Annotated in this window: 26 protein-coding genes and 1 tRNA gene; 19 read left to right on the forward strand and 8 right to left on the reverse strand. The window is 42.5% G+C overall.

Features of this window, described 5'->3' with window-relative positions; translation table 11 throughout:
- Positions 1–304 precede the first annotated feature (304 nt).
- Positions 305–988 carry a YczE/YyaS/YitT family protein gene (locus JI65_RS13635; protein ID WP_479694092.1) on the forward strand — a complete coding sequence of 228 codons (684 nt, stop codon included), beginning with the start codon at positions 305–307 and terminating at the stop codon, positions 986–988.
- A gap of 225 nt (positions 989–1213) precedes the next feature.
- On the opposite strand, the gene JI65_RS13640 is transcribed toward JI65_RS13635, so the two are convergent.
- Positions 1214–3172 carry a methyl-accepting chemotaxis protein gene (locus JI65_RS13640; protein ID WP_191017626.1) on the reverse strand — a complete coding sequence of 653 codons (1959 nt, stop codon included), beginning with the start codon at positions 3170–3172 and terminating at the stop codon, positions 1214–1216.
- Between the two features lie 10 nt (positions 3173–3182).
- Positions 3183–3320 carry a hypothetical protein gene (locus JI65_RS13645; protein WP_191017627.1) on the reverse strand — a complete coding sequence of 46 codons (138 nt, stop codon included), beginning with the start codon at positions 3318–3320 and terminating at the stop codon, positions 3183–3185.
- 684 nt (positions 3321–4004) lie between these two features.
- On the opposite strand from JI65_RS13645, the gene JI65_RS13650 reads away from it, so the two are divergent.
- From JI65_RS13650 to JI65_RS13735, 18 genes are all read left to right on the forward strand, one after another.
- Complete coding sequence (locus JI65_RS13650; protein WP_191017629.1) at positions 4005–4544, forward strand: hypothetical protein; 540 nt, start codon at positions 4005–4007, stop codon at positions 4542–4544.
- A gap of 103 nt (positions 4545–4647) precedes the next feature.
- Positions 4648–5658, forward strand: coding sequence for an ankyrin repeat domain-containing protein (locus JI65_RS13655; protein WP_191017631.1), 1011 nt, complete (start codon positions 4648–4650; stop codon positions 5656–5658).
- A 153-nt stretch (positions 5659–5811) separates the two neighbouring features.
- Complete coding sequence (locus tag JI65_RS13660) at positions 5812–6132, forward strand: hypothetical protein (RefSeq protein ID WP_191017632.1); 321 nt, start codon at positions 5812–5814, stop codon at positions 6130–6132.
- On the forward strand, positions 6125–6682 hold the full coding sequence (locus JI65_RS13665; RefSeq protein WP_191017634.1) for a hypothetical protein: 558 nt from the start codon (positions 6125–6127) through the stop codon (positions 6680–6682). Before JI65_RS13660 ends, JI65_RS13665 begins: the two co-directional genes overlap by 8 nt.
- A gap of 187 nt (positions 6683–6869) precedes the next feature.
- On the forward strand, positions 6870–7214 hold the full coding sequence (locus JI65_RS13670) for a hypothetical protein (RefSeq protein WP_191017635.1): 345 nt from the start codon (positions 6870–6872) through the stop codon (positions 7212–7214).
- Positions 7215–7549: 335 nt separating this feature from the next.
- Positions 7550–8017 (forward strand): hypothetical protein, encoded by a 468-nt coding sequence (locus JI65_RS13675; RefSeq protein ID WP_191017637.1) that lies wholly within the window; start codon positions 7550–7552, stop codon positions 8015–8017.
- A 70-nt stretch (positions 8018–8087) separates the two neighbouring features.
- The gene (locus JI65_RS13680) at positions 8088–8549 is read left to right on the forward strand and encodes a hypothetical protein (protein ID WP_191017639.1); all 462 of its coding nucleotides are present in this window, start codon (positions 8088–8090) and stop codon (positions 8547–8549) included.
- A gap of 136 nt (positions 8550–8685) precedes the next feature.
- On the forward strand, positions 8686–9498 hold the full coding sequence (locus JI65_RS13685) for a sigma-70 family RNA polymerase sigma factor (RefSeq protein ID WP_191017641.1): 813 nt from the start codon (positions 8686–8688) through the stop codon (positions 9496–9498).
- Positions 9499–9601: 103 nt separating this feature from the next.
- Positions 9602–10285, forward strand: coding sequence for a hypothetical protein (locus tag JI65_RS13690; protein ID WP_191017642.1), 684 nt, complete (start codon positions 9602–9604; stop codon positions 10283–10285).
- Between the two features lie 215 nt (positions 10286–10500).
- On the forward strand, positions 10501–12405 hold the full coding sequence (rho, locus tag JI65_RS13695; protein ID WP_191017644.1) for a transcription termination factor Rho: 1905 nt from the start codon (positions 10501–10503) through the stop codon (positions 12403–12405).
- Positions 12406–12500: 95 nt separating this feature from the next.
- Positions 12501–12584 (forward strand) — tRNA-Leu (locus tag JI65_RS13700).
- Between the two features lie 325 nt (positions 12585–12909).
- Positions 12910–13221 carry an urease subunit gamma gene (gene ureA, locus JI65_RS13705; protein WP_191017646.1) on the forward strand — a complete coding sequence of 104 codons (312 nt, stop codon included), beginning with the start codon at positions 12910–12912 and terminating at the stop codon, positions 13219–13221.
- A 12-nt stretch (positions 13222–13233) separates the two neighbouring features.
- Complete coding sequence (ureB, locus tag JI65_RS13710; protein ID WP_191017647.1) at positions 13234–13551, forward strand: urease subunit beta; 318 nt, start codon at positions 13234–13236, stop codon at positions 13549–13551.
- Positions 13548–15308 carry an urease subunit alpha gene (gene ureC, locus JI65_RS13715; RefSeq protein WP_191017649.1) on the forward strand — a complete coding sequence of 587 codons (1761 nt, stop codon included), beginning with the start codon at positions 13548–13550 and terminating at the stop codon, positions 15306–15308. The genes ureB and ureC overlap by 4 nt, the downstream gene beginning before the upstream one ends.
- Before the next feature lie 15 nt (positions 15309–15323).
- Positions 15324–15827, forward strand: a complete 504-nt coding sequence (locus tag JI65_RS13720; RefSeq protein ID WP_191017651.1) for an urease accessory protein UreE — start codon at positions 15324–15326, stop codon at positions 15825–15827.
- Complete coding sequence (locus JI65_RS13725) at positions 15817–16494, forward strand: urease accessory protein UreF (RefSeq protein WP_191017652.1); 678 nt, start codon at positions 15817–15819, stop codon at positions 16492–16494. Before JI65_RS13720 ends, JI65_RS13725 begins: the two co-directional genes overlap by 11 nt.
- Positions 16495–16597: 103 nt before the next feature.
- Positions 16598–17242, forward strand: a complete 645-nt coding sequence (gene ureG, locus JI65_RS13730) for an urease accessory protein UreG (protein WP_191017654.1) — start codon at positions 16598–16600, stop codon at positions 17240–17242.
- A gap of 1 nt (position 17243) precedes the next feature.
- Positions 17244–18104, forward strand: coding sequence for an urease accessory protein UreD (locus JI65_RS13735; protein ID WP_191017656.1), 861 nt, complete (start codon positions 17244–17246; stop codon positions 18102–18104).
- A gap of 80 nt (positions 18105–18184) precedes the next feature.
- Here JI65_RS13735 and urtE read toward each other — a convergent pair whose 3' ends face one another.
- From urtE to JI65_RS13770, 6 genes are all read right to left on the reverse strand, one after another.
- Positions 18185–18880 carry an urea ABC transporter ATP-binding subunit UrtE gene (gene urtE / locus JI65_RS13740; protein WP_191017657.1) on the reverse strand — a complete coding sequence of 232 codons (696 nt, stop codon included), beginning with the start codon at positions 18878–18880 and terminating at the stop codon, positions 18185–18187.
- Between the two features lie 34 nt (positions 18881–18914).
- Complete coding sequence (gene urtD, locus JI65_RS13745; RefSeq protein WP_191017659.1) at positions 18915–19730, reverse strand: urea ABC transporter ATP-binding protein UrtD; 816 nt, start codon at positions 19728–19730, stop codon at positions 18915–18917.
- Positions 19717–21705: an urea ABC transporter permease subunit UrtC gene (gene urtC / locus JI65_RS17145; protein WP_197971953.1), complete on the reverse strand. Its 1989-nt coding sequence runs from the start codon at positions 21703–21705 to the stop codon at positions 19717–19719. Before urtC ends, urtD begins: the two co-directional genes overlap by 14 nt.
- A gap of 335 nt (positions 21706–22040) precedes the next feature.
- Positions 22041–23249, reverse strand: a complete 1209-nt coding sequence (gene urtA / locus JI65_RS13760; RefSeq protein WP_191017661.1) for an urea ABC transporter substrate-binding protein — start codon at positions 23247–23249, stop codon at positions 22041–22043.
- 102 nt (positions 23250–23351) lie between these two features.
- A complete protein-coding gene (locus JI65_RS13765; protein ID WP_191017662.1) occupies positions 23352–23630 on the reverse strand; it encodes a hypothetical protein in 279 nt (92 codons plus the stop codon).
- Positions 23621–23989, reverse strand: coding sequence for a hypothetical protein (locus JI65_RS13770; protein WP_242457255.1), 369 nt, complete (start codon positions 23987–23989; stop codon positions 23621–23623). The genes JI65_RS13765 and JI65_RS13770 overlap by 10 nt, the downstream gene beginning before the upstream one ends.
- Between the last annotated feature and the right edge of the window lie 215 nt (positions 23990–24204).

Genomic DNA, 24204 nt, shown 5'->3' on the forward strand with positions numbered 1-24204 from the left:
AATAATTATTGCGATTCTGCTGATTTTAATCGGTCAGCCAAAATGGCAGCGTGCCGTTGTATATAATGCAGGTACGCCCAAGTTTTTCAAAATCTGGATTAGCATTGCAAATCCTCTGCGGGCACTGATTCAAATGCTTATGCTTTTTGCAATGACAGTGCCATCAATTTGAATTTACTAAAATCAAATATTTCAAATAAAACTGGCGGTTTTTGCCCTGCGGTTTTGATTATTTTGGGCGAACTTGAGTACAGCAAGACTTCGCCCGTTGAATTTTGTTTTCAGCGCGTATACAATCTCGCTTATGAAACTGAATTCTCGCTTTTGGCAACGCTTTTTTATCATGCTCTCAGGCATTCTTTGCATGGGATTTTTTCTTTCGTTCCTGCGCTCTTGTGGCTGGGGTACTGATCCTTGCACTTTTCAGAATGATTCGATTCGATTGCGGCTCGGCATTTCTTTTGGAAGCTGGCAGCTCATGTTGAATGCGGCTATGTTCGTCCTTGTCGTTATTTTCAACCGCTCGCTCATCGGGGCGGGAACTGTGGCGAACTGGGTTTTAATTGGTTACACCGCAGATTTTTTCAACGGAATCTGGGCACGTACGCCCCTCGACAGCGTTCTTACAACATCGGATTTCCTTCCGATCAAAATCTTAATCTTTGCGCTTGCAATCGGTGGAATGGCGGTCAGCGCGGCAGTCTATATGAACAGCGATATGGGATTGGCGCCTTATGATGCACTCTGCGTTATATTGAGCAAGAAACTTTCCAAAATCCCGTTTTTCATCGTTCGCATTTCGTGGGATTTGACGGCGATTGTTATTGGCATTCTCTTTTCGGTGGGATTCCGCGATTTTAAGGTTGCGCTCCTCGGCTCTTTTATCATGACGTTCGCGCTAGGTCCGATAATTCAGGCAATCGGAAAATTCATGCAGGAACACATCTTCGCCAAAAACGCTCCTGTACAGCCTGAAGGTGCAAAATAAAAGAAAATACTGGTCATTGAGCAAAGTCGAAATGACAGCCCCGCAAAGTAAAATCTATAAAATTTGACACAGATGAACGCTGATGAACAGTGATAAGGCACAGATAAAAAATCGGTGTCCCATCTGTGTGTATCTGTGTTTACCTGTGTCTGAAAAGTATAGGTTCCGAATCAAGGCAACCTTCAAAAAAACACCACGGCAAAAATGCCCTGGTGTTCAAAAATATTATACCTTAAACTTATCTACTTCATTGCCGATTCGAAGAATGGCTTGTTTGACCTCATCAGAAAGGTCTGAAAGTACGCTTCCTGTTTCATTAATTTTTCTTGCACCGTCAGACATTTCGGTCATGCCGTCTTTGATGTTGAATGTTGCATCCTGAAGATTTTTAATTTCATCAAGGATTGACTTATTGCCCTCGCTCATTTCACGTGAAGCGATTCTTACTTCGTTTGAAGTGTCGTTCATTGTGTTGAGTGCAACAGAAATCTGTTCCGAACCGGCATTCTGCTCTTGCATTGCGCATGAAATTTCACGTACCAGATTTGAAGTATAGTTGATTCCTTTGCTTACGTCAGCGAATGTTTCGGAGGCAAGTTTTGAAATAGAAACAATTTCTTCTATTGCATTTGTAATTTTTGTAAGTTCATCTCCGATTGTCTGAGATTGAGAACCTGAATCTTCTGAAAGTTTTCGGATTTCATCTGCAACGACGCTGAATCCCTTTCCGGCTTCGCCTGCATGAGCTGCTTCTATTGCCGCATTCATTGCAAGAAGATTTGTTTGTTCTGCAATGCTTGAAATAACTGTATTTGCTTCTTTTAGAGCCTGGCTTTCGCGTTCAATATCGTCAATTTTCAAATTTACTTCATTCTGTCGCTCTACACCGAGGACTGCCTTTTTTTCAAGTTCGCTGAATGAAACTGTCATTTTCTGAACTGACGTTGAAACGGAAGCGATATTGCTAATCATTTCTTCTACGGCTGCGCTTGCCTGTGTTACGCTTGAGGCCTGAGATTCAATCATCTTGTTCAGAGACTCGATATTTTCTGCAATTTCATTTACGGCACTTGAAGTTTCTGATACGCTTCTGTCCTGTGCGGAAACGCTTCTGTCCATCGATTCAATCTTCGTAATAATTTGTGTGATTGCAGCCATAGTGTCAGATGTGCTGTTATTTAAAAGTTCGCCTGCGTTTACAAGTTCGGATTTTGCACCTTTCATCGCTGAGATTATAGACTGCAGTTTTCCTGTAAACAGATTGAATCCCTCTACAATTCGTCCGATTTCGTTGTTTGATTTTACGGCAATTCGTTTCGTTAAATCTGCATCGCCTGTCGCAATTCCGCGGATTGCGCTTTCAACGACTGAAAGCGGTTTTGTCGAAATATATACAACAATTCCGGTAACAACAAGGAGTGCGACGACTAAAATAATCATTCCGAATGTGAGAGTTCTTACGATTGCGGTTTCTGCTGCAAAAAGGTTTTGTTGATAAAAAACGAGAATCAGGGTCCATGGCGTGTAGGCAACAGGTTTTGAAATAAAAATGATGTCGTGACCTTTGCCAAATTTCCCGTCAAAAATTTCATTTTTCTGATGTTCATACATATTTGCAATGGCATTGTATGATTCCGGAAAATCAGTTCTGGTCCTTTCAAATTCATCTTTTACCTTGTCCAGGTTCGAGCTGCTGCTTCCGACGTAGCTTCCGTTATTTCCAAAAAGAACTGAAAATCCTAAATCGTGCAAGTCCATTTCTCGTAAGAGTTCGTTCAATACATCCGGGTCAAGTGAGCCGTAAAAAAGCCCGACGTTTTTCCCGTTCGCCTTAATTGCCTTGCAGACATGAATAGAAATCTTTCCGGTAGTGCGCGCAGTGGTCGGATTGTCGATAAAATAATCGGCTCCTCCCATAATCGCCTTAAAATAATCCCTGTCCTGAACGTCACTTTCTGAACCGTTGTCTGTCCAGTTGTGTCCGCTTGCGTTTACGTATCCTATGTAGTTGAAACACTTCGGGCGGGTTGAAACGGCATCAGCCATGAATTTTATTACGGCTTCATCATCTTGACTCTTTGCGGCTTCGGATTTTGAATAATAGTCAAGAGCATTAAAATATGAATCAACCAAATGATTCATGCTTATGGAAGCTTGGTTTGCAAGTTCATTGGATTCAACCAAAACGGTATCTTTAATTTTTTTTCTTTGAGATTTCAGCTGTGATGAACATCTGGAGTGAATTCAGACAGACAACCATCAAGCCAAGAATTGCAATAATAAACAGAAAGAGTCTTTTACCTTTTCTTATTTTTCCGTCAACTATATCCATTTATATTCCCCTAATTTAAATTTTTACTTGGGGTGCCATTATAGAGATAATAGAGAAAAATGAGAATAGTTTTCTAAAAAAAAGTGAAGAACTGTTGAAAATGTATATAAATTTGTTGATTCTTTACGATATGTAATTTTGTATCACAAAATTACATAAAATGTCAATATTTGTGTAAGAAAAAATAAAATTTATTTTAAGAGATATTTCGAAAAAAGAGGCTCAACCACCGGACACTTTCATTTTTCTTTTTGCGAAGAGATAAAACTGCCTATATTTACTGGCAGGTAGAGTTCAGCCGGTTTCTTGAAGGCAAAATTAAAGAACTTGAAGCTGTCAGAAAATCTGGGAAATGACATGTTGCATACTTTAAGAAGCTCATATCAAGGTGATGCGTCTTATACGGGGGAGCACAGAATGGAAATATATCTTTTGGACAGAAATGAAGAAAGGGTTAGAATATTGAGAATATTTGTGATACATTGAAAGTTTCTCCTGCGGATTTATTCGGTGGCTCTAATGATGCAGAAATAAAATCTCGATTTTCTCCTTTGTAAAGGTTGTCCTTTTATTGAGCCTGTTCTGAAACGGCTAGTCGCAGAACGACTAGCGTTTTTCGAGGTGCCCTTAATTCTTTTTTAACGTTTGTAAAATCCAAACTATATTAAATTGCGGAGGTTGAATATGAATCCACATGAATTTGCTTGTATTACAAAAGATGCCATTGCAGAATTTGAAAAATGGTACGAAAAAAACGGTGCCGGTGGCGATAGGGAAGCTTTACAAAGTGCCTATCTTGCAGCTCACGCTTCTTTGATTGCAAGGTTTTCTAAATGGCTGGATGACGGACTTTTTGCCAACCCGGACGAGCCGCAGAATATTCCAGAGGGCGAAGGTTTTGATTTTTACATACAGGGTGCCATCAGCCGACAGGTAATGAAGTGGGCAAGGCAGCTTTTAAACGAACCAATTCAAGAAACCGTGGAAAAATACAATGAGCTTTTTATGAGGCAAGTGTATGTAATTATGAGCGCGTACAGCGGAAAGGAAATAAAATCCGAAGAAGATGACGACGGTATTTACGGCGAAGAAAATGAAGCCCGCCATCAGGTGTTTAATGATACCTTTGCGGCGATTTCTTGCATAAAGTCAGGAAAGCTTAATAAACAGGCAGTTGCAAATACCTTTAGGGCACTTGCTGATTTTTATGAAGAAGAATGGTAAGTGAATTCGTTCATTTTGAGCGTAGCCCATATTTTCCACTTTACGATGGATTTCTACCATACTATAATATAGGGCAGAAAAAATCGAAAACAGGATGAAAAATATGGGTAACGAAAAAACAACACCACTTATTGAAGCTATAAAAAAGAATGATATAGAAGAAGTCCGCAGACTGATTGAAGCTGGGGCGGATGTGAATGAAGCTGATAACGACGGTCGTACACCTTTAATGTATTGTACACCATCTGATTTAATTCAAATTGCAGAAGTTCTTATTAAATATGGTGCGGATGTGAATAAACTAGCAAATGATGCACGGACTCCATTAATGTTTGCAGCCCAGTATTCTGCAACTAGAATTGGTAAACTTCTCATTGAGCACAAGGCTGATGTTAATGCTGTAGATGGAGAATGTCGTTCCCCTCTAATGTACATTAGTATTTTAGAAGACTATGTAACTTCTACTGTGCCAATGGCCAAGTTACTCATCAAATACGGGGCAGATGTAAATGCAGTTGCAAATGATGGTAGATCTCCATTAATGTACGCTGCTTCTGGTGCTCAACTATATGCACTTGAAATTTCAAAACTTCTTATTGAACACGGTGCAGATATAAATGCCGTAAATAATAAGACAGGGGCAACAGTTTTAACTTATGCGGCAAAACATCATCAAAACAGATTGGTCGAGTTTCTAATTGAAAAAAAATTAGATGTGAATTCATCTGATAATGCAGGCCATACGCCTTTGATGTATACAGCAATGGACCTCAATCGTTCTGATATTGATACAGCAAAGCTTCTCATAGAGCATGGTGCAAATGTTAATGCCCGTAATAATAAAGGTGGAACAGCCTTAATGAGTGCTGTTTCTCATGGACATAGAAGTTTAGCTGAACTTCTTATAAAACATGGAGCTGATGTTAACGCTGTTACGATAAAAGGCTTATCAGTTTTAATGTGTTCTCGTTCTAGAGGTATGTCATGGTTTCTTATCGAGCATGGAGCAGATGTAAATGCCGTAGATAAAGATGGAAATACTGCATTATCCATTGCTAAACGAGACAATAATACAGAAATCATCGACTTACTCATAAAGAACGGTGCTAAATAAAAAAATCTACTTCCAGCCGTACTGCCGCATTTGTTCAACAGTATGGATGGATTTTTTATTTGTAAAATCTTTGAAAAACGTAAAAAAATTCCAAACTTTCCTTTACGCTTCATAAAACCGCACTATATTTCTATTCGTAAATAAGGGGATTGTATGAATAGAATCATTGAAGCCATCGAGAAGACAAAATCAAGTCCGGTTATAAAAGAATCTACGCTGGATTACAGCTATAAAATCAACGAATCTCAAAAGGACATGGTTGATTTAACTTTTGTAATTAAAGGCGCACCGGAAGACGGAGATGTAAAAGTAAACGTAAGCGCTTCTTTTTACGTTCTTGATGACACTTTCGCTTTTTGCCATGTCATTTCTTCTTATCAACAGTATTCAACAAGGGTTTCGTACAGGATTCTTTCTGATTTTATAGTCGGAATTGTCGTGGAAACACTGGAGTTGGTTCAGGACTATGAGTAATTTTATTATGGCACACCCGCTTTTTTCAGTTATGGTAATCGGTTCCCTGCTGGGAACTCTTATTACATTCATTTTTCCGTACTATGCAAAAGTCTATTTTTGTGCCGGCAGGGGATTCAGAATCGGCAACCTGGGACTGTACGCATTCATACACGACGGTTGGGGACATTTTATCGGAAACTTGTTATACATAATTCCATCTTCATTAATGATTGAACATCTTTGCCACAAAACTGGCTGCCCGCTAAGCTTAATCTTTGTGATTATGCTAATAAATGCCCTTGTTGGAATCATACCGGTTTGGTTTTCTGACGGCTTAACCATATGTGGGCTTTCTTCAAACGCCATCATGCTTTTGGAAATGGCATTCGTATGGTTTGGAATGCTTTCAGAAAGATTCAGGGTGGTGTGGTTCGGTGTTGCAATCGCAGAAGCCGTCATAATCATTTGTACAGATTCTGCACAGGCAAAAAACTACAAATTCGGGCACAACTTGGGCTTAGTCCTTGGGGCTGTATTCGGCTTCGGATTTTATTACTTATTCGCTTAAGGTTAAGCGTATTTTATTTTTGCGTTTCTTGAATTCAGACTATATTAGAGGTGTTCGGAAACTTCAGTTTTCCGAACACCAACTTAAAAATTGCTACTCCGCAAGGCTTTAGCCTGAGGAGTTGTCAGACCAGAGAGGAAACCAACAAGGTTTCCGAACAGGTCTATTATTCAAAGGAGTTAATGCTATGTACGAAGTTGAAAAATACGTTTTTGTTTGGAAAGATGTTCCTAAGCCTGAAAATACAGACAGGGGAGTCTGGAAAAAATCTCCTTCTGGTTCTCATCGTTCATTTATGTCAGCGGAATTCGCAAAGGAATATAAAATTTCTTACACCGTTGTATACGAAGATGAATCTGTCTACAAAAGCGACAAGGAAAACTTTGACAAAGATTTTTCCGCTGGACTTTCTTCCATTGGTTATTCGGCGGAACAACTTCCTGAACTCTTAAAAGAGGCTGAATATACTTGTAGTAAAATGCCCATGACTTTTCGCGAATGGAAAGAAAATAAGGCAAAACAAAAATCTTAAAAAAAAAGGACCAGCTATAAAAACAGGAGTTTTGCATGAATAAAAAGCTATTTTTTTTTGCTGTTTTTTCCCTTAAAAGACTGTCGTACAAAAAGCAGCTCTGTTGCCGGACAAAAGATTTCTGACATCCTTAAAAAAGGACTTTACAAGTCACGATGGCGGCAAAACAACAACAGAGGATATCTTGGTAGAATGAGCATAAATGAAGGTTTAATTACCTGCTGGTTCAACGAACTTGACGAAATGCAACACGACCTTCTGATTGACTACAAAACTGTATCTGTAAAAAGAAATTAAGGGCACACGGAGTTTTTCGCTGTAAGGGAGGCAACAACATGCTTGAAACAAACGAAGCCTGCATGAGCCAGAATCAGCTTGACGATATTTTGTCTAGTGGCTTTAGCTACACGCCGTCTCAAAAAGAGCTGGATACAAAAGTCCTGTATGATGACTATTACGTGTCGCTTATCTGGCATGTGGCATATTGTCTTAGTGCCGCCGCATGCGAAAGCAGTTGTGATAGAAAGTATGGGAATTATCTTACTGCTGGCGATAAAATCGAGCAGATAGCTCGTGTCCGTGAGCTTATTACAGAAATCGAAGAACTTAAAGGACGGAAAGTAGTTCGAAATCCAAAACTCAGGGACCTTAATTTAGGTGACTTTAATAATGACATTGCGCACATTCAGAAGCTTATAAAAGAAATAAAACACTATGGTTGTCCAGATTACATGAAACCTTATTTTTTAAAGTTTGTGGAAATCTATAAAAATATTCCTAAACCTATACTGATTTCAAATTAATCAAGGGGAAATGCGTATGTTCAGAGTTGTAGAAAGAAAAGTTTCATTTTTTTTGTTTGGAAGCAAACGTATGAAGAATCTTTTTGACAGGCTTTTTAAGAAAGAGACTCATCTCGTCACTGACGGTGACTTTGACTCCAGATATAAAATCGTAGTGATCAAAGGTTTCAATGATACGACTCCGTACATATACGAACTTGATGATGACAGCTACACAAGGGTTTTGTTTGAGATTCCGAATGATTACACAAAAAATGATGTAAAAGTCTACAAATTTTCTACCGGAGTAAAGGAACTGTGCATAATAAAACTGCTGCCCCTGCTGTTCGATAATGAATATGACTACAACAGAAACGATTTTATAGCTTACTTAAAAAATGCAGGTTGCTCAGACATCGTTATGGACGCATTCATAAGCTGCACTGCAAGCGACATCAATAACGATTACATGCCTAAATCGAGATACGTCAGAGTGTATGACTATGACGGAAAATTTCTTGGAAAAAGATGGTTGTCAATAAAATACTTTTAAAAATACGAAAAAAAAATTAGAAAAATTTTAAGGAAAATTTTTTAGTCTCCAAAAATGCTATTTAAACGTGCCGGGAAGAGATTAAAAAGCAAAAGCTGAATCTCTCAAGTTTTTTTATGCGAAGGAGAAAATTTCTATGATTAAAATCAATTCATTGTACTCAGCATCACTTAATCCGTTGAACCGAGACGCAGAACATGTTCTTGCAGAAAAGGTAAAAAACGGGGATGCTGCTGCAAGGGAGACTTTAATCCGTTCAAACATCCGCTTTGCACTGTCTGAAGCGCGCAAGTATCAGGGCCACGGTCTTGACTTTGACGACTTGTGCTCAGAGGCGACGGCTGGGCTTATTAAGGCCGTTGACCATTTTGATTCAAGCCGCAATGTCCGCTTCATTACCTGTGCCGTTCTGTGGATTAAAAACGAAGTTCTTGCTTCGATTAATAAATGCGGTTACACGCAAAGGCTTTCAAACAATGACTACAGGGCAATGATTAAGCTCAGAAAAAATTTACACAAATATCAGGACGTAATGGATGAAAACGAACGCCTTAATCTTGCCGCTTCTTCAACTGGGATAACTTATAAAAAGGCACTTGAATTGTTAAAAACTAATTCTCCGTGCATAAGTCTTGATGCACCCGAAGAAAATAAAAATAAAAACAGCACAATCTGCTCGTTTTTGAACATGCTTTATGATTCTTCAACTGTTTTGCCGGAAGACGCTGCAATCAACGCGTGTTTCAAACAGGAGTTTTACAAGAAATTGAACAGCTGTTCTAAAGTCGAGCGGGAAATTTTTATCCTGCACAATGGATTTGACGGTTATAAGGCTCATTCTTTTACTCAGCTTGGAAAAATGTACGGTCGCACCAGACAGTGGGCGTTTTTAAAAGAGCAGGCTGTTGAACGCCGCCTTTACGAAGAGCTAAAAGACTGGATTGCTTAAGTATTAAAAAATGGACTTGTTCGTAAAAGGTACTTGCAAAATCTCTGTCGTTTTGTGGACAAGTCCAATGGATTTTTGAAATTTTCTCGATATAATAACGCTTATGGAAGAAAAATATTCTGAAGATTACGAGCACCTTCTAAGATACCATGATAATCCCAAGCCTGATATAGCTGCAGAAGAAGCTGATTTTTTTGAGAAAAAATATAATAAACTTATAAATCACTATTGCATGCTTTTTTTAAGGTTTGGGAAAACTACAAGCTTAAAACATTCAAATACAGATAAAATAGATTTTGAAGAGCGGTATGGCTTTACCCGCGACCAGTCCTTTTTGCAGCAGGAAAAAAAGTATTTTACTCGGAGGATTGGTTCTTACGTTGCAAGGGCAGTTGAGCATTTTAATCCTGACAAGGTAAATGAAAAAGAAAACTACAGTTTTGCATACTATCTTAAACTGTGGCTAAAAACAGGTCTTCGGGACATAAGAAGAAAATACAACGAGTGCCTTGTAAAAGAGATTCCAAACAACAATTATGCTGAAACTGAATTTACACTAATAGAAAGAATTGATGCAGAAATAATGAACAAAAATCTTGCGAAGGTCTTGAAAACTCTTTCCCCTCTGGATAAAAAAATTTGCGACGAGCTTTCAGAAGGTAAAAAGCAAAATGAAATACAAATTCAAAATCCAGAAACTGGCAATTTGTATTCTGCAAGTTACATTTGCAAACGCATCAAGTCCATTCGTTCTGTAATGTCGCAATATGGATTGGAGGAGTTTTAGAAAGTCTTTGAGTTCTCTTTGTGTTTGTCGATGCATGGACGAGTAAATTCTGCCGAAAATTCCTATTATCCGTTGACAAAGTAAATTCCAGAATCTATAATAAGTTATTCTTTCGTACATATTTATTCTTTGTTTGAATTTTAATAATAATTCCTAGAAAACAATCCAAAATTTATGTTTAGTTTATATTTTATTCTTAATGGAGAAAAATTAAGATGCCATTGATTTCAAGACGCCGAACAAAAAGCGATGTGGCTGAAGAATCTCAGAATGAGTCGGGTAACTCTCAGCAGTTGGAACTTGACCTTCAACCTGAATCCTATGTGAGCGAGCAGACTGTGCAGCCGGCGGATTCTGTTGGTGCGGAGACTCAGCAATCTCCTTCTGGTGAGGCTCCGGCAGTGCAGTCGGATGCAAACTTTACGGAAAATGCCGAATCATCTGCAAATAATGAAAATACCGAAGAAAAACCTGCAAGAGTCGTTGTAAGACGTGGAAGAAGGGCTGTGCCAAAAGCTGATAAGATTCAGCAGGAAAATCCTTCTGATGGCGCTTTGCAGGCTGGAGCGGATGAAACTCAAAATCAGGAAGCTGTTCAGGAAACTTCTTCTGAGGCTACGAATACGGAAGATGGAGGAAGAACCTATACTCCGCAGGGCGGAAGTTTTAATGATGAGCGACCTTCTTATCGACCGCGCGGGCGTTTTAACCGTTATGAAAACCGAGGCGATAACCGCGGACGCCGTGGAAATTATAGAAATTACGAAGCACGCAATGCTGCTAAAGATGCTGCCGTAGAGGCGGCTCAGATAATCGAAAATCCTGCCGAATATGAATCTAAGCCTAGACTTGTAATTAATGATTTGACAAAAATGAGTATGCCAGAGCTTCGAAATCTCGCAATTCAGTATGGATATGCGGAAGACGAACTTCCGGCCATGAAGAAGCAGGATCTTATTTTCGTTATTTTGAAGGCTCACACCGAGCGTGGCGGTATTATTTTTGCTTCTGGTGCCCTTGAGATTTTGCCTGACGGTTACGGATTCTTGCGAAGCCCTCAGAATAGCTATCTTCCAGGTCCTGATGACATTTATATTTCACCTAGCCAGATTCGTCTTTTTAACTTGAAGACTGGTGATACGGTTTACGGACAGACACGTAGCCCTAAGGAAGGTGAGAGGTTCTTTGCTCTTTTGAGAATCGAGACCGTAAACTTTGATGAGCCACGAATTGCACAGACTCGTGTTCCTTTTGAGAATCTTACCCCTCTTTATCCAGACCATAAACTTACACTTGAGACGACTTCGGCTGAGTACAGTACTCGAATCGTAGATTTGTTCGCACCTATCGGAAAAGGTCAGCGTCTTTTGATTGTCGCTCCTCCAAAGGCCGGAAAAACTATTCTCATGCAGAAAATTGCAAACGCAATTACTACTAACAACCCGGAGGTTTACCTTATCGTTCTTTTGATTGATGAGCGTCCTGAGGAAGTTACTGAGATGGAGCGTGCGATTAAGGGCGAGGTCATTTCTTCAACGTTCGATGAGCAGGCTACAAGACACGTTCAGGTTGCGGAGATGGTCCTTGAAAAGGCTAAGAGGCTTGTTGAGCACAAGCGGGATGTCGTTATTCTTCTTGACTCTATTACACGTCTTGCACGCGCTTACAACCAGACTGTTCCGACTTCTGGAAAGGTTCTTTCGGGTGGTGTTGACTCGAATGCTTTGCACAAGCCGAAGCGATTTTTTGGTGCTGCACGAAACATTGAAGAAGGTGGTTCTCTCACAATCATTTCTACGGCCCTGATTGATACTGGCAGCCGAATGGATGAGGTTATCTTTGAGGAATTCAAGGGAACTGGAAACAGTGAGATTGATCTTGACCGAAAACTTGCGGAGCGGCGTCTTTTCCCTGCTATCAACATCAAAAAGTCTGGAACGCGAAAAGAGGACTTGCTTCTTGACGAGAACACGTTGCAGAAACTTTGGGTTCTCCGTAAGGTTATTAGCCCTATGGAAGATGCTGAAATTATGGAACTTATTCTCGGTCAAATGAAGAAGAGCCGAAACAATGAGGCTTTCCTTGCTATGATGAATACAGGCTCTGCCGCAGTGGAGTAATTTTGATTTTTGTTTTGTATACGAAAAATTGTTTTGTCTGCCGTTTTTTTAATTGACAGTAAAGTAGATTTTTCGTATACTTATTGACACCTATTGCCCGGGTGGCGGAATTGGCAGACGCGCTAGGTTCAGGTCCTAGTTCTAGCAATAGAGTGTGGGTTCAAGTCCCATTTCGGGCATTTTCGGCGGATTCTTTCTGAATCCGCTTTTTTTATGCGTTTTGATTTCCTTATTTTCTTCTAAATCCTTACAGTGCAAGCACTTATAAAATAAATTCGACACGCTCAGCGAAAAAATCGCCCGGGTGGTTGCCGGAATTGACTTGAACAAGGGTCACGTTTATCTTTCGCTCGGTAGCTGTATCTTGTCCTAGAACTAAAGTTCCACTTGCAAAATAAAAAAGTCACTCACAAAAAATGCGTAAAATTGTATGATAAACTGATTTTTGGCAACGAGGCCGTTCTGATTTTTTCAGGACGGCTTTTTTTTTGTTTAGGGGGAAAAATGAAACTTACACCCAGAGAAACTGAAAAGCTCTTGCTTTCGTATGCTGGATTTGTGGCGGAAAGGCGGAAAGAGCGTGGTTTGAAGCTCAATTACGTGGAGGCGGTGGCTTATATTTCTTCGGCTTTGATGGAAAAGGCCCGCGACGGAAAATCTGTGACCCAGCTCATGCAGGAAGGCGCAAAACTTCTGACGACCGCAGATGTTATGGAAGGCGTGGCTGATATGATAAATGAAGTTCAGGTTGAGGCAACTTTCCCAGACGGAACAAAACTCGTTACGGTTCACAATCCGATTCGGGAAGTTGAGTAGGCGGAGGGCATTATGAAAATCGGTGAAATAATTTCCTGTAACAAGACGATTGAATTGAACCTGAGACGAAAGACGATTCAGCTTGATGTGACGAATAAGGGCGACCGGCCTGTTCAGGTTGGCTCGCATTTTCATTTTTATGAGGTGAATAGTCTTCTTTCTTTTGATAGAAAAGCGGCTTTCGGCTTTAAGCTTGATATTCCTTCAGGGATGAGCGTTCGCTTTGAGCCAGGCGAGACAAAAACGGTTCAGCTTTGCTCTTTTGGCGGAAAATCTGAGATTTACGGACTGAACAATCTGACAAACGGAAAGGCGGAGGCAGGAAAATGAGTTACACGATTGACGGAAAAAAATACGCGCTGATGTACGGCCCGACTACCGGCGACAAAATCAGACTTGCTGACACAAATCTTCTGATTCAGATTGAAAAAGACTTTACGGTTTACGGCGACGAAGCAAAATTCGGTGGTGGAAAGACACTTCGTGACGGAATGGGGCAGTCGGTGAACACAACGAGCGATGGCGGTGATTTGGACTTGGTAATCACAAATTGTGTAATTCTTGATTATACAGGAATTTATAAAGCCGACATCGGAATCAAAGACGGAAAAATCGCTGGAATCGGAAAGGCCGGAAATCCTGACACGATGGACGGCGTAACTCCGGGAATGACTGTGGGAGCTTCCACTGAGGCACTTGCGGGCGAGGGCTTGATTTTAACGGCGGGCGGAATCGACACGCACATTCATTTTATTTCGCCTGAGCAGGTCGAGACAGCCCTTTGTTCCGGAGTCACAACGATGATTGGCGGCGGAACTGGCCCCTGCGACGGAACGAATGCAACGACTTGCACGCCCGGAAAATGGAATCTTGAAATGATGCTAAAGGCGGCGGAAGATTTTCCGATGAACATTGGATATCTCGGAAAAGGAAACTGCTCGAACAAAACGGCTCAGAGCGAGCTTGTGGCCCAGATTAAGGCTGGGGCTTGCGGCCTAAAAATCCATGAGGACTGGGGCACGACTCCTGCCGCTATTGATGCCGCGCTTACGATTGCTGACCAGTATGATGTTCAGGTTTGTATTCACACTGACACTTTGAACGAGGCTGGTTGCGTTGAGGACACTCTTAAAGCAATCAACGGGCGGACTATTCACACTTATCACACGGAAGGAGCGGGAGGCGGGCACGCGCCGGATATTCTCAAAGTGGCGGGGCACGAAAATGTAATCCCTGCCTCAACGAACCCCACGATGCCTTTTACGGTTAACACGCTGGACGAGCACCTGGATATGCTCATGGTCTGCCATCACCTGGACAATAAAATCCCTGAGGATGTTGCTTTTGCTGACAGCCGAATCAGGCCTGAGACGATTGCTGCAGAGGACGTTCTTCACGACATGGGGGCTTTGAGCATTATGTCGAGCGACTCTCAGGCGATGGGGCGAGTTGGCGAAGTAATTACCCGAACATGGCAGACGGCCCACAAAATGAAAGAAGAGCGCGGTCATCTTGAAGCAGACTGCTGCTGCAAAAAATCTGACGATTCAGGCGACTGTGAAGAAAACGACAATTTTAGGGCAAAACGTTATGTTTCAAAATACACGATAAATCCTGCGATTGCGCACGGAATTTCTGAATATGTCGGCTCGGTCGAAGTCGGTAAGATGGCGGATCTGGTTTTATGGAACCCGGCATTTTTTGGCGCAAAGCCAGACATCGTGATTAAGGGCGGGGCGGTTGTTCTTTCAAAAATGGGCGACTCAAACGCTTCGATTCCGACCTGTCAGCCGGTTTACTACCGGAACATGTTCGGCTTCTACGGAAAGGCAAAATATTTTACCTGCGCGACATTTCTTTCCCAGGCGGCGATTGAAGATAAATTGCCGGAAAAACTGGGGCTTGAAAAAATCTGCCTGCCTGTAAAAAACTGCCGTAAAATCGGTAAAAAAGACATGAAATTTAATGACGCGCTTCCAAAAATTGATGTTGACCCGGAAAACTATCATGTCACGGCGGACGGAGAGATGATTGTGAGCAAGGCCGCAAGCTCTCTTCCGCTTACACAGCGATATTTCTTGTTTTAGCAAATGGAGACCTGAATGATTTGCGAGAAAATTCTTGGAAAAATCGGCGAAGAGCAATTTAACGGAAAGAAAATAGATTATGTTGATTTTGAGTGGCACGAAACATATTCAAAACTTCACCGAAAAACATCAAGGAGTGGGCGGGATGTCGCAATCAGCCTGGACGATTCGATTTTAAAGATTGGAATTAAGCCCGGCGATGTTCTTGGAGTTGAAGACGACACTGTGATTTGCGCCGATGTTTTGCCTGTGGAAATTCTGAGCGTGAATGTGGGAACTTCGACCTTTTTTAACGGTGCGAAAGTGGCTTACGAAATCGGAAACTGCCATGCGCCGCTTTTTTTCGGAAAATCTGACTCGGAGCTTGTAACGATTTACACGGAGCCGATGGAACGACTTTTGAAGGGACTGGCTTCCGTCGGATATTCAGTTGAAGTCGAAAAGCGGACGGAAAAACTCGATTTTTCAAAACAGATTTCTTCGATAGTCGGACATTCGCATCACCACCATGAGCATTGATTTTTTCGAACTCTTGCAACTGAACGACGCGACTTTTCCGATTGGAAGCTACACTCATTCGTGGGGGCTTGAAACTTTCGTTCAAAAAGGAATCATCCACGATTCAGAATCAGCAGAATCTTATTTACGCGCTGAACTTGAATCGAATTTCCTGACCAATGATTTTTTGTGCGTAAGGCTTTCGTATGAGGCGGCGGAAAAGTCAGACTGGCAGGAAGTCCTTGAAATCGATGAAATCTACAACGCCTCGAGAAATGCAAAGGAAATCCGCGAGGGAAGCAAAAAACTTGCGGCGAGATTTTTAAAAACCGTGAGTCTGTGGAAAAATCTGAATGGCGGCGAAGAAAATGAAGAAAATTCCTGTGCGCCAAAGCATTTTCCGACGGCTTACGGCTTTCACTGTGTGCAGTCAAAAATCAGTGAGGAAGAGGCCTTGAAGGCATTTTTGTACAGCCAGATTTCAGCGAGGGTTGTGACGGCGGTAAAGCTGGTTCCACTCTCGCAAAGTGAAGGTCAGAAAATCCTGCACAAACTTTTCGCACTTTTTGGGGAGATTTTAGAAGAAGTCATGCAGCTTTCGAAGGATGACCTGTGCCGCTCCAGTCCGCAGAGCGAGATTCTTTCGATGCAGCACGAATTTTTGTATACGAGATTGTACATGAGCTAGCATGAAAAAATTACATCCATGTAATTTTTTCATGGCCGAGTTTTTGTTGATAACAAAAACTCGCTAGTCGTTGCATCCATGCAACATTAAGAAAGGAGGAAATATGCGATTTACAAAAATCGGTGTGGCGGGGCCTGTTGGGTCTGGAAAGACAGCTTTGGTTGAGGCTTTGACCCGCCGCCTTGCTTCAAAATATTCGATTGGCGTTATCACGAACGACATTTACACAAAAGAAGATGCGGAATTTTTGACCGCACATTCAGTGCTTCCAAAAGAGCGGATTCTTGGCGTTGAAACTGGTGGCTGCCCTCACACCGCAATCCGCGAGGATGCTTCGATGAACCTTGAGGCCGTTGACGAGCTTCGAGCGCGCTTTCCCGACATTGAACTCATGTTCATTGAAAGCGGCGGCGACAATCTTTCGGCCACATTCAGCCCGGAACTTGTGGACGCTACGATTTTCGTAATCGATGTGAGTGAGGGCGACAAAATCCCGAGAAAGGGCGGTCCTGGAATCATGAGGAGCAATCTCCTTGTCATCAATAAAATCGACCTTGCCCCCTATGTCGGAGCCAGCCTTGAAGTGATGGCGCGTGACTCAAAAAAGATGCGGGGAGAAAAGCCTTTTGTGTTCACGAACATACGCACTGGAGAAGGAATTGACGAAGTGATTGCCTTTTTGGACCGAAATGTTTTCTTTACGGATTTGACAGAATCTAGTCATTCCGAATTTAGTTCGGAATCTTGATATGAATCAGTTCGGAAAAGTCTCCCGGTTTGAACTCACAGCCGCCCGCTCAAAAAACGGCACGACTTTCATAAAAGACAGTTTTTTCACTTCTCCATTTAAAATCATGAAGCCCTTCCAAAATGAAGACGGCGGAATTACGGTCTTCCAGCAATCAGCTTCTCCGGGAATCCTTGCAGGCGACGCTCAGAAACACAAGATAATAGTAGAAAAAGGAGCGAATCTTGAAATTGTGAGTCAGTCTTTCGAGAAAATCTTCAAAATGGAAGAAGGCGAAAAGGCTGAACGAAAAATTTCTGCAAGCGTGGGCGAGGGCGGAACTTTGATTTACGCTCCCAACCCCTGCATTCCCTTTGCGAAGAGCAATTTTGTTTCAAGCACGAAAATTTCTCTTTCAGCGGGGGCGAAACTGATTTACGAGGACTGCATTTGTGCCGGCAGGGTTGCCTGTGGCGAAGTCTTTGATTTTAGGGCCTACAAGAATCTGATTGAAATCCGCCGTGAAGAAAAATTGATTTTCCGCGAGAACAACTTTTTTGAGGGCGGAGAAAAGAAAAATCTTTTGCAAAGCAAAGTGAGCTTTGGAGAGTTCACACATTCGGGCACAATGCTGATTTTCGGATTCGAGAAAACTGTTAGGGAAGTGCGGGAGATTTTGGGACTGGAAGAAAAGCTTTTGTACACGGAAGAATACAGACGCAAAGTTGATGACTTGGGAAGAAATTCAAGCGCAAACGAGAAAATCTTAATCGAAGCAAGCGAAACTGACTCCGGGGATATTGTCGTGCGGGTGCTGGGGAAGGGTGCGCAGAAGATACAAAATGTATTTTCTTTCCTGAAAGAAAAGCTTTTAAATACATGATGTATTTTTTTGGATTTCAACAAAATTGCAAAAAATACATCATGTATTTTCTTTGTCAGCGAAAAAGAAGCAAATTCCCATCACCCAATCGCCATCTTAGCTTGAATCGCCTGGGAATCTGCGTCCTTTGTAAATCCGCTCAGTGTGATTTCGCCTTTGTCCATTACGTAATAGCGGCTGCTCACCGAAAGAACGAAGTCCAGGTATTGTTCGACAATCAGAATCGTAATTCCCAGCTCCTTATTCACTCGCTCAATGGCGGTGGCTATGTCTTCGATGATTGACGGCTGGATTCCTTCGGTCGGCTCGTCCAGAATCAAAAGTTTTGGGTGGCTCACGAGTGCTCTTGCGATTGCGAGCTGCTGCTGCTGTCCGCCGCTCAGGTTTCCGCCTTTTCGGTTCATGAAGGTCTTTATAATCGGGAAAAGTTCAAAGATTTCCTCGCCGATTTCGCCTTTTCCGCCTGAGACTTGCAATCCAAGCTCCAGATTTTCTGCCACTGTGAGCTGGGGAAAGATTTCCCGGCCTTGCGGAACGTAGCCGATTCCGAGGGCTGCTCGTTCGTAGGTCTTTTTCCCGATGATTTCTTTTCCGTCAAGGAGAATGCTTCCTTCGGGCGTTTTGACCATTCCCATTATGCTTTTTAGTGTTGTGCTTTTTCCAACGCCGTTTCGTCCGACAAGGCACACGATTTCGCCTTTTGGAACGCTCATCGAAAGCGATGGAATTATCCGGCTTTCTCCGTAATATGAACTGAGATTTTTGATTTCTAACATTTCTTCGTGCCTCCTGTACTCTGGCTTCTTCTGATTATGCCACGCCGCTCTTGTGGAACTTTCCGCGTCCGAGGTAAACTGCCTTTACTTTTTCGTCCGCAAGGACTTGTGCCGCGCTTCCTTCCGTCAGGATTTTTCCTTCGTGCATCACGGTCACTGTGTCGGCGACGGCTTTAACGAATTCCATATCGTGCTCCACAACAACGACCGCATACTGTTTGGCGATTTTTTTGATAATTTCGCCTGTTTTTTCGGTCTCGGCTTTTCCCATGCCCGCAACCGGTTCGTCAAGAAGAACGACCGCCGGTTCCTGCACCAAAAGCATTCCGATTTCAAGCCACTGTTTTTGTCCGTGGGAAAGGGAAGATGCCTTTTCGTCTTTTTTTTCTGTGAGCGAGATAAAATCCAGAATCATTTCAATCCGTTTCTTTTGTTTTTCGGAAATTCTAAAGAGCAGGGAAGAAATTACATTCTTCTGGCCTTTGAGGGAAATTTCCATGTTTTCCCAGACTGTAAGGCTCGTAAAGACTGAAGGAGCCTGAAATTTCCGCCCGATTCCTTCATTAACTATGTCCGCCTCACGCATTTTTGTTAAATCCATGTTCGTGTACTGTCTCAAACCAACGTCGATGCCACCGTGATAGATGATTTTTCCGTTTGAGGGCTTGGTTTTTCCGCAGATGATGTCGAGAAGCGTAGTCTTTCCTGCACCGTTCGGACCGATGAAAAAGTGCACTTTGTTCGGCATGATTTTTGTGTTCACATCGCTCAGAGCCTTGAATCCGTCGAATTCAACTGAAATATCGTTGATTTCTATGACTGGCGTAATTTTTGAATTAGTTTCGCTCATTTTTTTGCTCCTTTTGTCCAAATTTTCCCTTTATTAGATTCTTAACATCAACGCAAATTCCCATCACACCGCGAGGAAGGAAAAGAACGACTAGCACGAAAATTGCTCCGATGAAGTACGACCAGATTTCCGGGAAATTCTCGCTGATTAAAGTCTTTGTGATGTTCACTAAGAATGCGCCCAAAACCGCGCCGATTAAATTTCCTCTTCCGCCCACGGCAACCCAAATCGCCATGTCGATTGAGTTGGAAATGCTCATTTCGGAAGGTGAAATGATTCCGCTGAAAGGAACAAAGAGCGCGCCCGCAATTCCTGTGAAAACCGCGCTGAGGCTGTAAACGAAGGTCTTGTAATTGGCCACCTGATAGCCGGAAAATCTCGTCCTGTTTTCACCGTCACGGATTGCAACGAGGACTTTTCCGCATCTTGTCCGCATGACCCAAGAAAACAAGGCGTAAGTCAGAATCAAAATCGCAAGCGCAACATAGTACCAGATGTATTTCGTGGTTTTGCCTGCAATCGGGAGACCGAAAAGCGTTGAAAAGTCGGTGATTCCGTTTGTGCCGCCAGTGTATTCCTGTAAGCCGACAAAAAGCGTGACAAAAACTAGGGCGAGTGCTTGAGAAAGAATTGAAAAATAAACGCCTTTGATTCTGTTTGTGAATGTCAGAAGTCCAAGCAGGAAAGCGAGCAAGGCCGGAACCATAATGACCATGAAAATCGTAGTGGAAGGAGTTTTGTAAAAATCCCAGAACCACGGAAGACTTGTTCTGCCGCTCCAGCTCATAAAGTCGGGGAGTGAAGAAGAGCTTGCAACGAGCTTTAAGTACATTCCGAAGCCGTATCCGCCAAGACCGAAGAAAACGCCGTGCCCCAAGCTCAGAATGCCTGTGTGGCCCCAAATTAAATCAAGGGAAAGCGCGACAATCGCATAAGTGATGTATTTTCCCACAAGACTCACTCGGAACGGAGAAAGAAAAAGCGGAAGCAGAGCTACAATCATCATTATTGCGGCGAATGCAAGATTTTTCTGTCTGAAAGTGAGGCCTTCGATTGTCGGCGTGCTTTCTGACTCGTCAAGACTTCGCGAGCGAATGGTGAACAAGCCCTGCGGCCGCTTTTGGAGGAACATAATTACGAGGAAGAGAACGATTGCCTTTGCGATGTTTGCCGAAGTTCCGAACTGAATCGCGGCATTGCTCATTCCGATTAAGAGTGCGCCCGCAATAGAGCCGGCAAGTTTGCCAACGCCACCAAGAACGACGACCATGAATGTATCGACGATATAGTTTTGTCCGAGCGAAGAGCCGACCGGTCCCAAAAGACAGAGCGCCGCACCCGCAACTCCCGCAAGGCCTGAGCCGATTGCAAAAGTAAGTGTGTCAATCCGGTTTGTGTGGATTCCAAGGCACTGAGCCATAGAACGGTTCTGCATGGTAGCCCGGACTTTTTTTCCGTAAGAAGTTTTGTACATCAAGAGGTACATTAAAAGAAGACAAAATGCCACGAGCAGGATGATGAAAAGTCGTTTGTAAGTCATAATCACACCCGCGACTTCAAAATTTCCGTTCAAAACAGAAGGGGCTGAGACGTTGACGTTCGGGGCTCCAAAAACTGAACGAGCAAGCTGCTGCAAAACAAGACTCACGCCCCAGGTTGCAAGAAGCGAATCAGTTTCGCGGCCATAAAGCCGTTTGATGACAAGCTGTTCAAGTGCCGCTCCGAATCCTGCTGAAACAAAAAACGATACCAGAATCGCAACAGGATAATACAAATCAAAGGCTGAAGTGGGCAGAAATCGAATAAAAAAATTCTGTACAAGGAAAGTGCTGTATGCGCCAATCATAATGAACTCGCCATGAGCCATATTGATGACGCGCATAAGTCCAAAAGTTATAGAAAGTCCCAGTGCCGCCAAAAGTAGAATTGAACTGAGACTAATACCGTTAAACAAAATCGTAAAAAATGTATTCATAAAATATCCTCTAAAACAAGGATGGCAAAAGTTGCCACACGGATTCGATTTTGCTACTCAAAATCATATTTTAAAATTTCTAAAACTGAGATTCCGTAGAAATTTCGAATCCAAACAGCCACAATAATGAAAGCTTTTGGTGTGGCATACATGGGGGGACGGGGGGCGACTGTCTAAAAAGTGCCGTCATGCCGAATTTATTTCGGCATCTGCATCATCTGTAGTGTAATAGTCCCCGAATCAAGTTCGGGTTGACACTAGAAAATTGAGGTTTCAGACGGTCTGGGGGAGTGGAGACTTCCCCCTTTAATTTGCTAACCGCTACCTTCTAATTTTTACAATCCCTTAGCCCATGCGTAAGTTGAGAGGAATGGGTCTGGCTTTACAGCATCGCTTGTTGCCCAAACTTCATCGATAAGTCCGCTTTCGTTGATTTTTCCGATTCGGACCGGCTTGTAGATGTGCTGGTTTTCGCCATCGAGCGTGACTTTGCCTTCAGGGGCGTCGAATGTGAGTCCTTTTGCGGCGGCCTTAACTTTTTCTACGTCGAACGAGCCTGCTTTTTCGGCAGCCATTGCCCACAAGTAAACTCCGATGTAACCGGCTTCAATCGGGTCGTCCGTAACTCGCTTTTCGCCGTAAGCTGCCTTGTAAGCGGCAACGAAAGCGTCATTCTGGGCAGTTTTTGTTGTCTGGTAATAGTTCCATGCAACATAGTGACCTTTGAGGTTTTCGATTCCAACGCCACCGACTTCTTCCTCGGCGATTGAGAAACTCATTACCGGAATTGAGTCGGCTGTGATTCCTGCGTCAGTGAGTTGCTTGAAGAATGCAACGTTTGAGTCACCGTTGAGCGTGTTGATGATGCAATCTGTTTTTGCAGACTGAATCTTACTTACGATTGTCGCAAAATCTGTGTGTCCCATCGGTGTGTATTCTTCGCCGGCGACCGAACCGCCAATGTCTGCAAGCTGAGCTTTGATGATTTTGTTCGCTGTTCGTGGGAAGACATAATCACTTCCGACTAAGAACATATTTTTTCCGAATTCGTTCGCGCAGAATTCAACTGCCGGAACTGCCTGCTGGTTTGGAGCCGCACCCATGTACATGATGTTAGGACTCATTTCCATTCCTTCGTACTGAACCGGATACCAAAGAAGTGCGCCTGTTTCTTCAACGACTGGCTTTACCGCCTTTCTTGAAGCGCTCGTCCAGCAACCAAAAATTGTCGCGACCTTGTTGTTCTGAATCAATTTTCGTGCCTTTTCTGCAAAAATCTGCGGCTCTGAAGCGCCGTCTTCCTGAACGACTTCAATCTGCTTTCCAAGAACTCCGCCTTTTGCGTTGATTTCTTTGATTGCGAGCATTTCAGCGTCACGTACAGAAGTTTCTGAGATTGCCATCGTACCGCTCAAAGAATGCAAGATTCCGACTTTTACGGTCTTTGTCTCCTCTTTTTTATTGCATGAAGTAAGTGTGAGTGTGCCGAGAGCTGCCCCTGCCGCCAGGATAGTTGTGAGAATTTCATTAATTGCTTTTTTCATAAATTTTGCCTCCAAGTTTTATAAAAAAAAGGCGTCCGCTTTCTTTGCCAGCCAAGAAAACAGACGCCTTTGTCTTTATCTTAATTCTTTAAATTCAGATTTTTATGCATTCTTTCGCCTCTTTATAATAGAAAGAACTGCAAAAATGAGCATTCCGCTTGCTACAATTATTGTTCCAAGAATTGTGTCCTCAACGCTTAAATCAAAAAATCCTTCGCCTTTAAGAGCCGAGGCCACGCCGTCCATGCTCCACATAAAGCTTGCCGCCCAGAACATGAGCATTGTCGTAAAAACACTCTTTGAAAACTCTGAGTGCTTTTTCTGATACAAATAAACTCCGCTAAAGCTAAGGGCGGCCAAAATAGTAAAAATCAAACACATTGCATAGCCTCCTTCAAAACATGTTCTTTTGGCTTTTTACGCGCAAAGTGAACGATTGTCTCTGCCAGTGCCCAAATTGCCGTTACGGCTACTGCCATCGAAACACCGACCGTTGCCATTTCGTGAAGCATCTCCGGAATATCCTCAGGATTTTTCATTGCGGTCAAAAATGGCGGATAAAGAACTACTTCGCCGTGATAAATATGCTCGATTGCAAGAAGAAAACTTCCGCCGTAAAGCATTTTTTCAAGGTTTTCAAGTTTTGCTTTTATTACTGAATCAGCGTTTCGTTTGAACGCCAGTTTTTTTGCAACTGTAAGAACAATTCCTTCCGTGAGCGGAACTAAAAAACAAGCCATAAAATCCCCCTAAAAACAAAAAAGGGCTGTGAGTTAAATCACAGCCCCATTGCTAAGCGATGTGGAAAATATATCGGCTGTGCGAATTTGTGTCAATTTGAGTTTTTTCAACTTTAGTTCTATTTTGGTTCTGTTCAAAAAATCAAAAAAAGTATATAGTTCCAAAAAGCAATGAGGCCGTTTTGGAGAAATCCAGAACGGCTTTTTTTTATTTT

The organism is Treponema zioleckii, assembly GCF_014737315.1.
GTDB lineage: Bacteria > Spirochaetota > Spirochaetia > Treponematales > Treponemataceae > Treponema_D > Treponema_D zioleckii.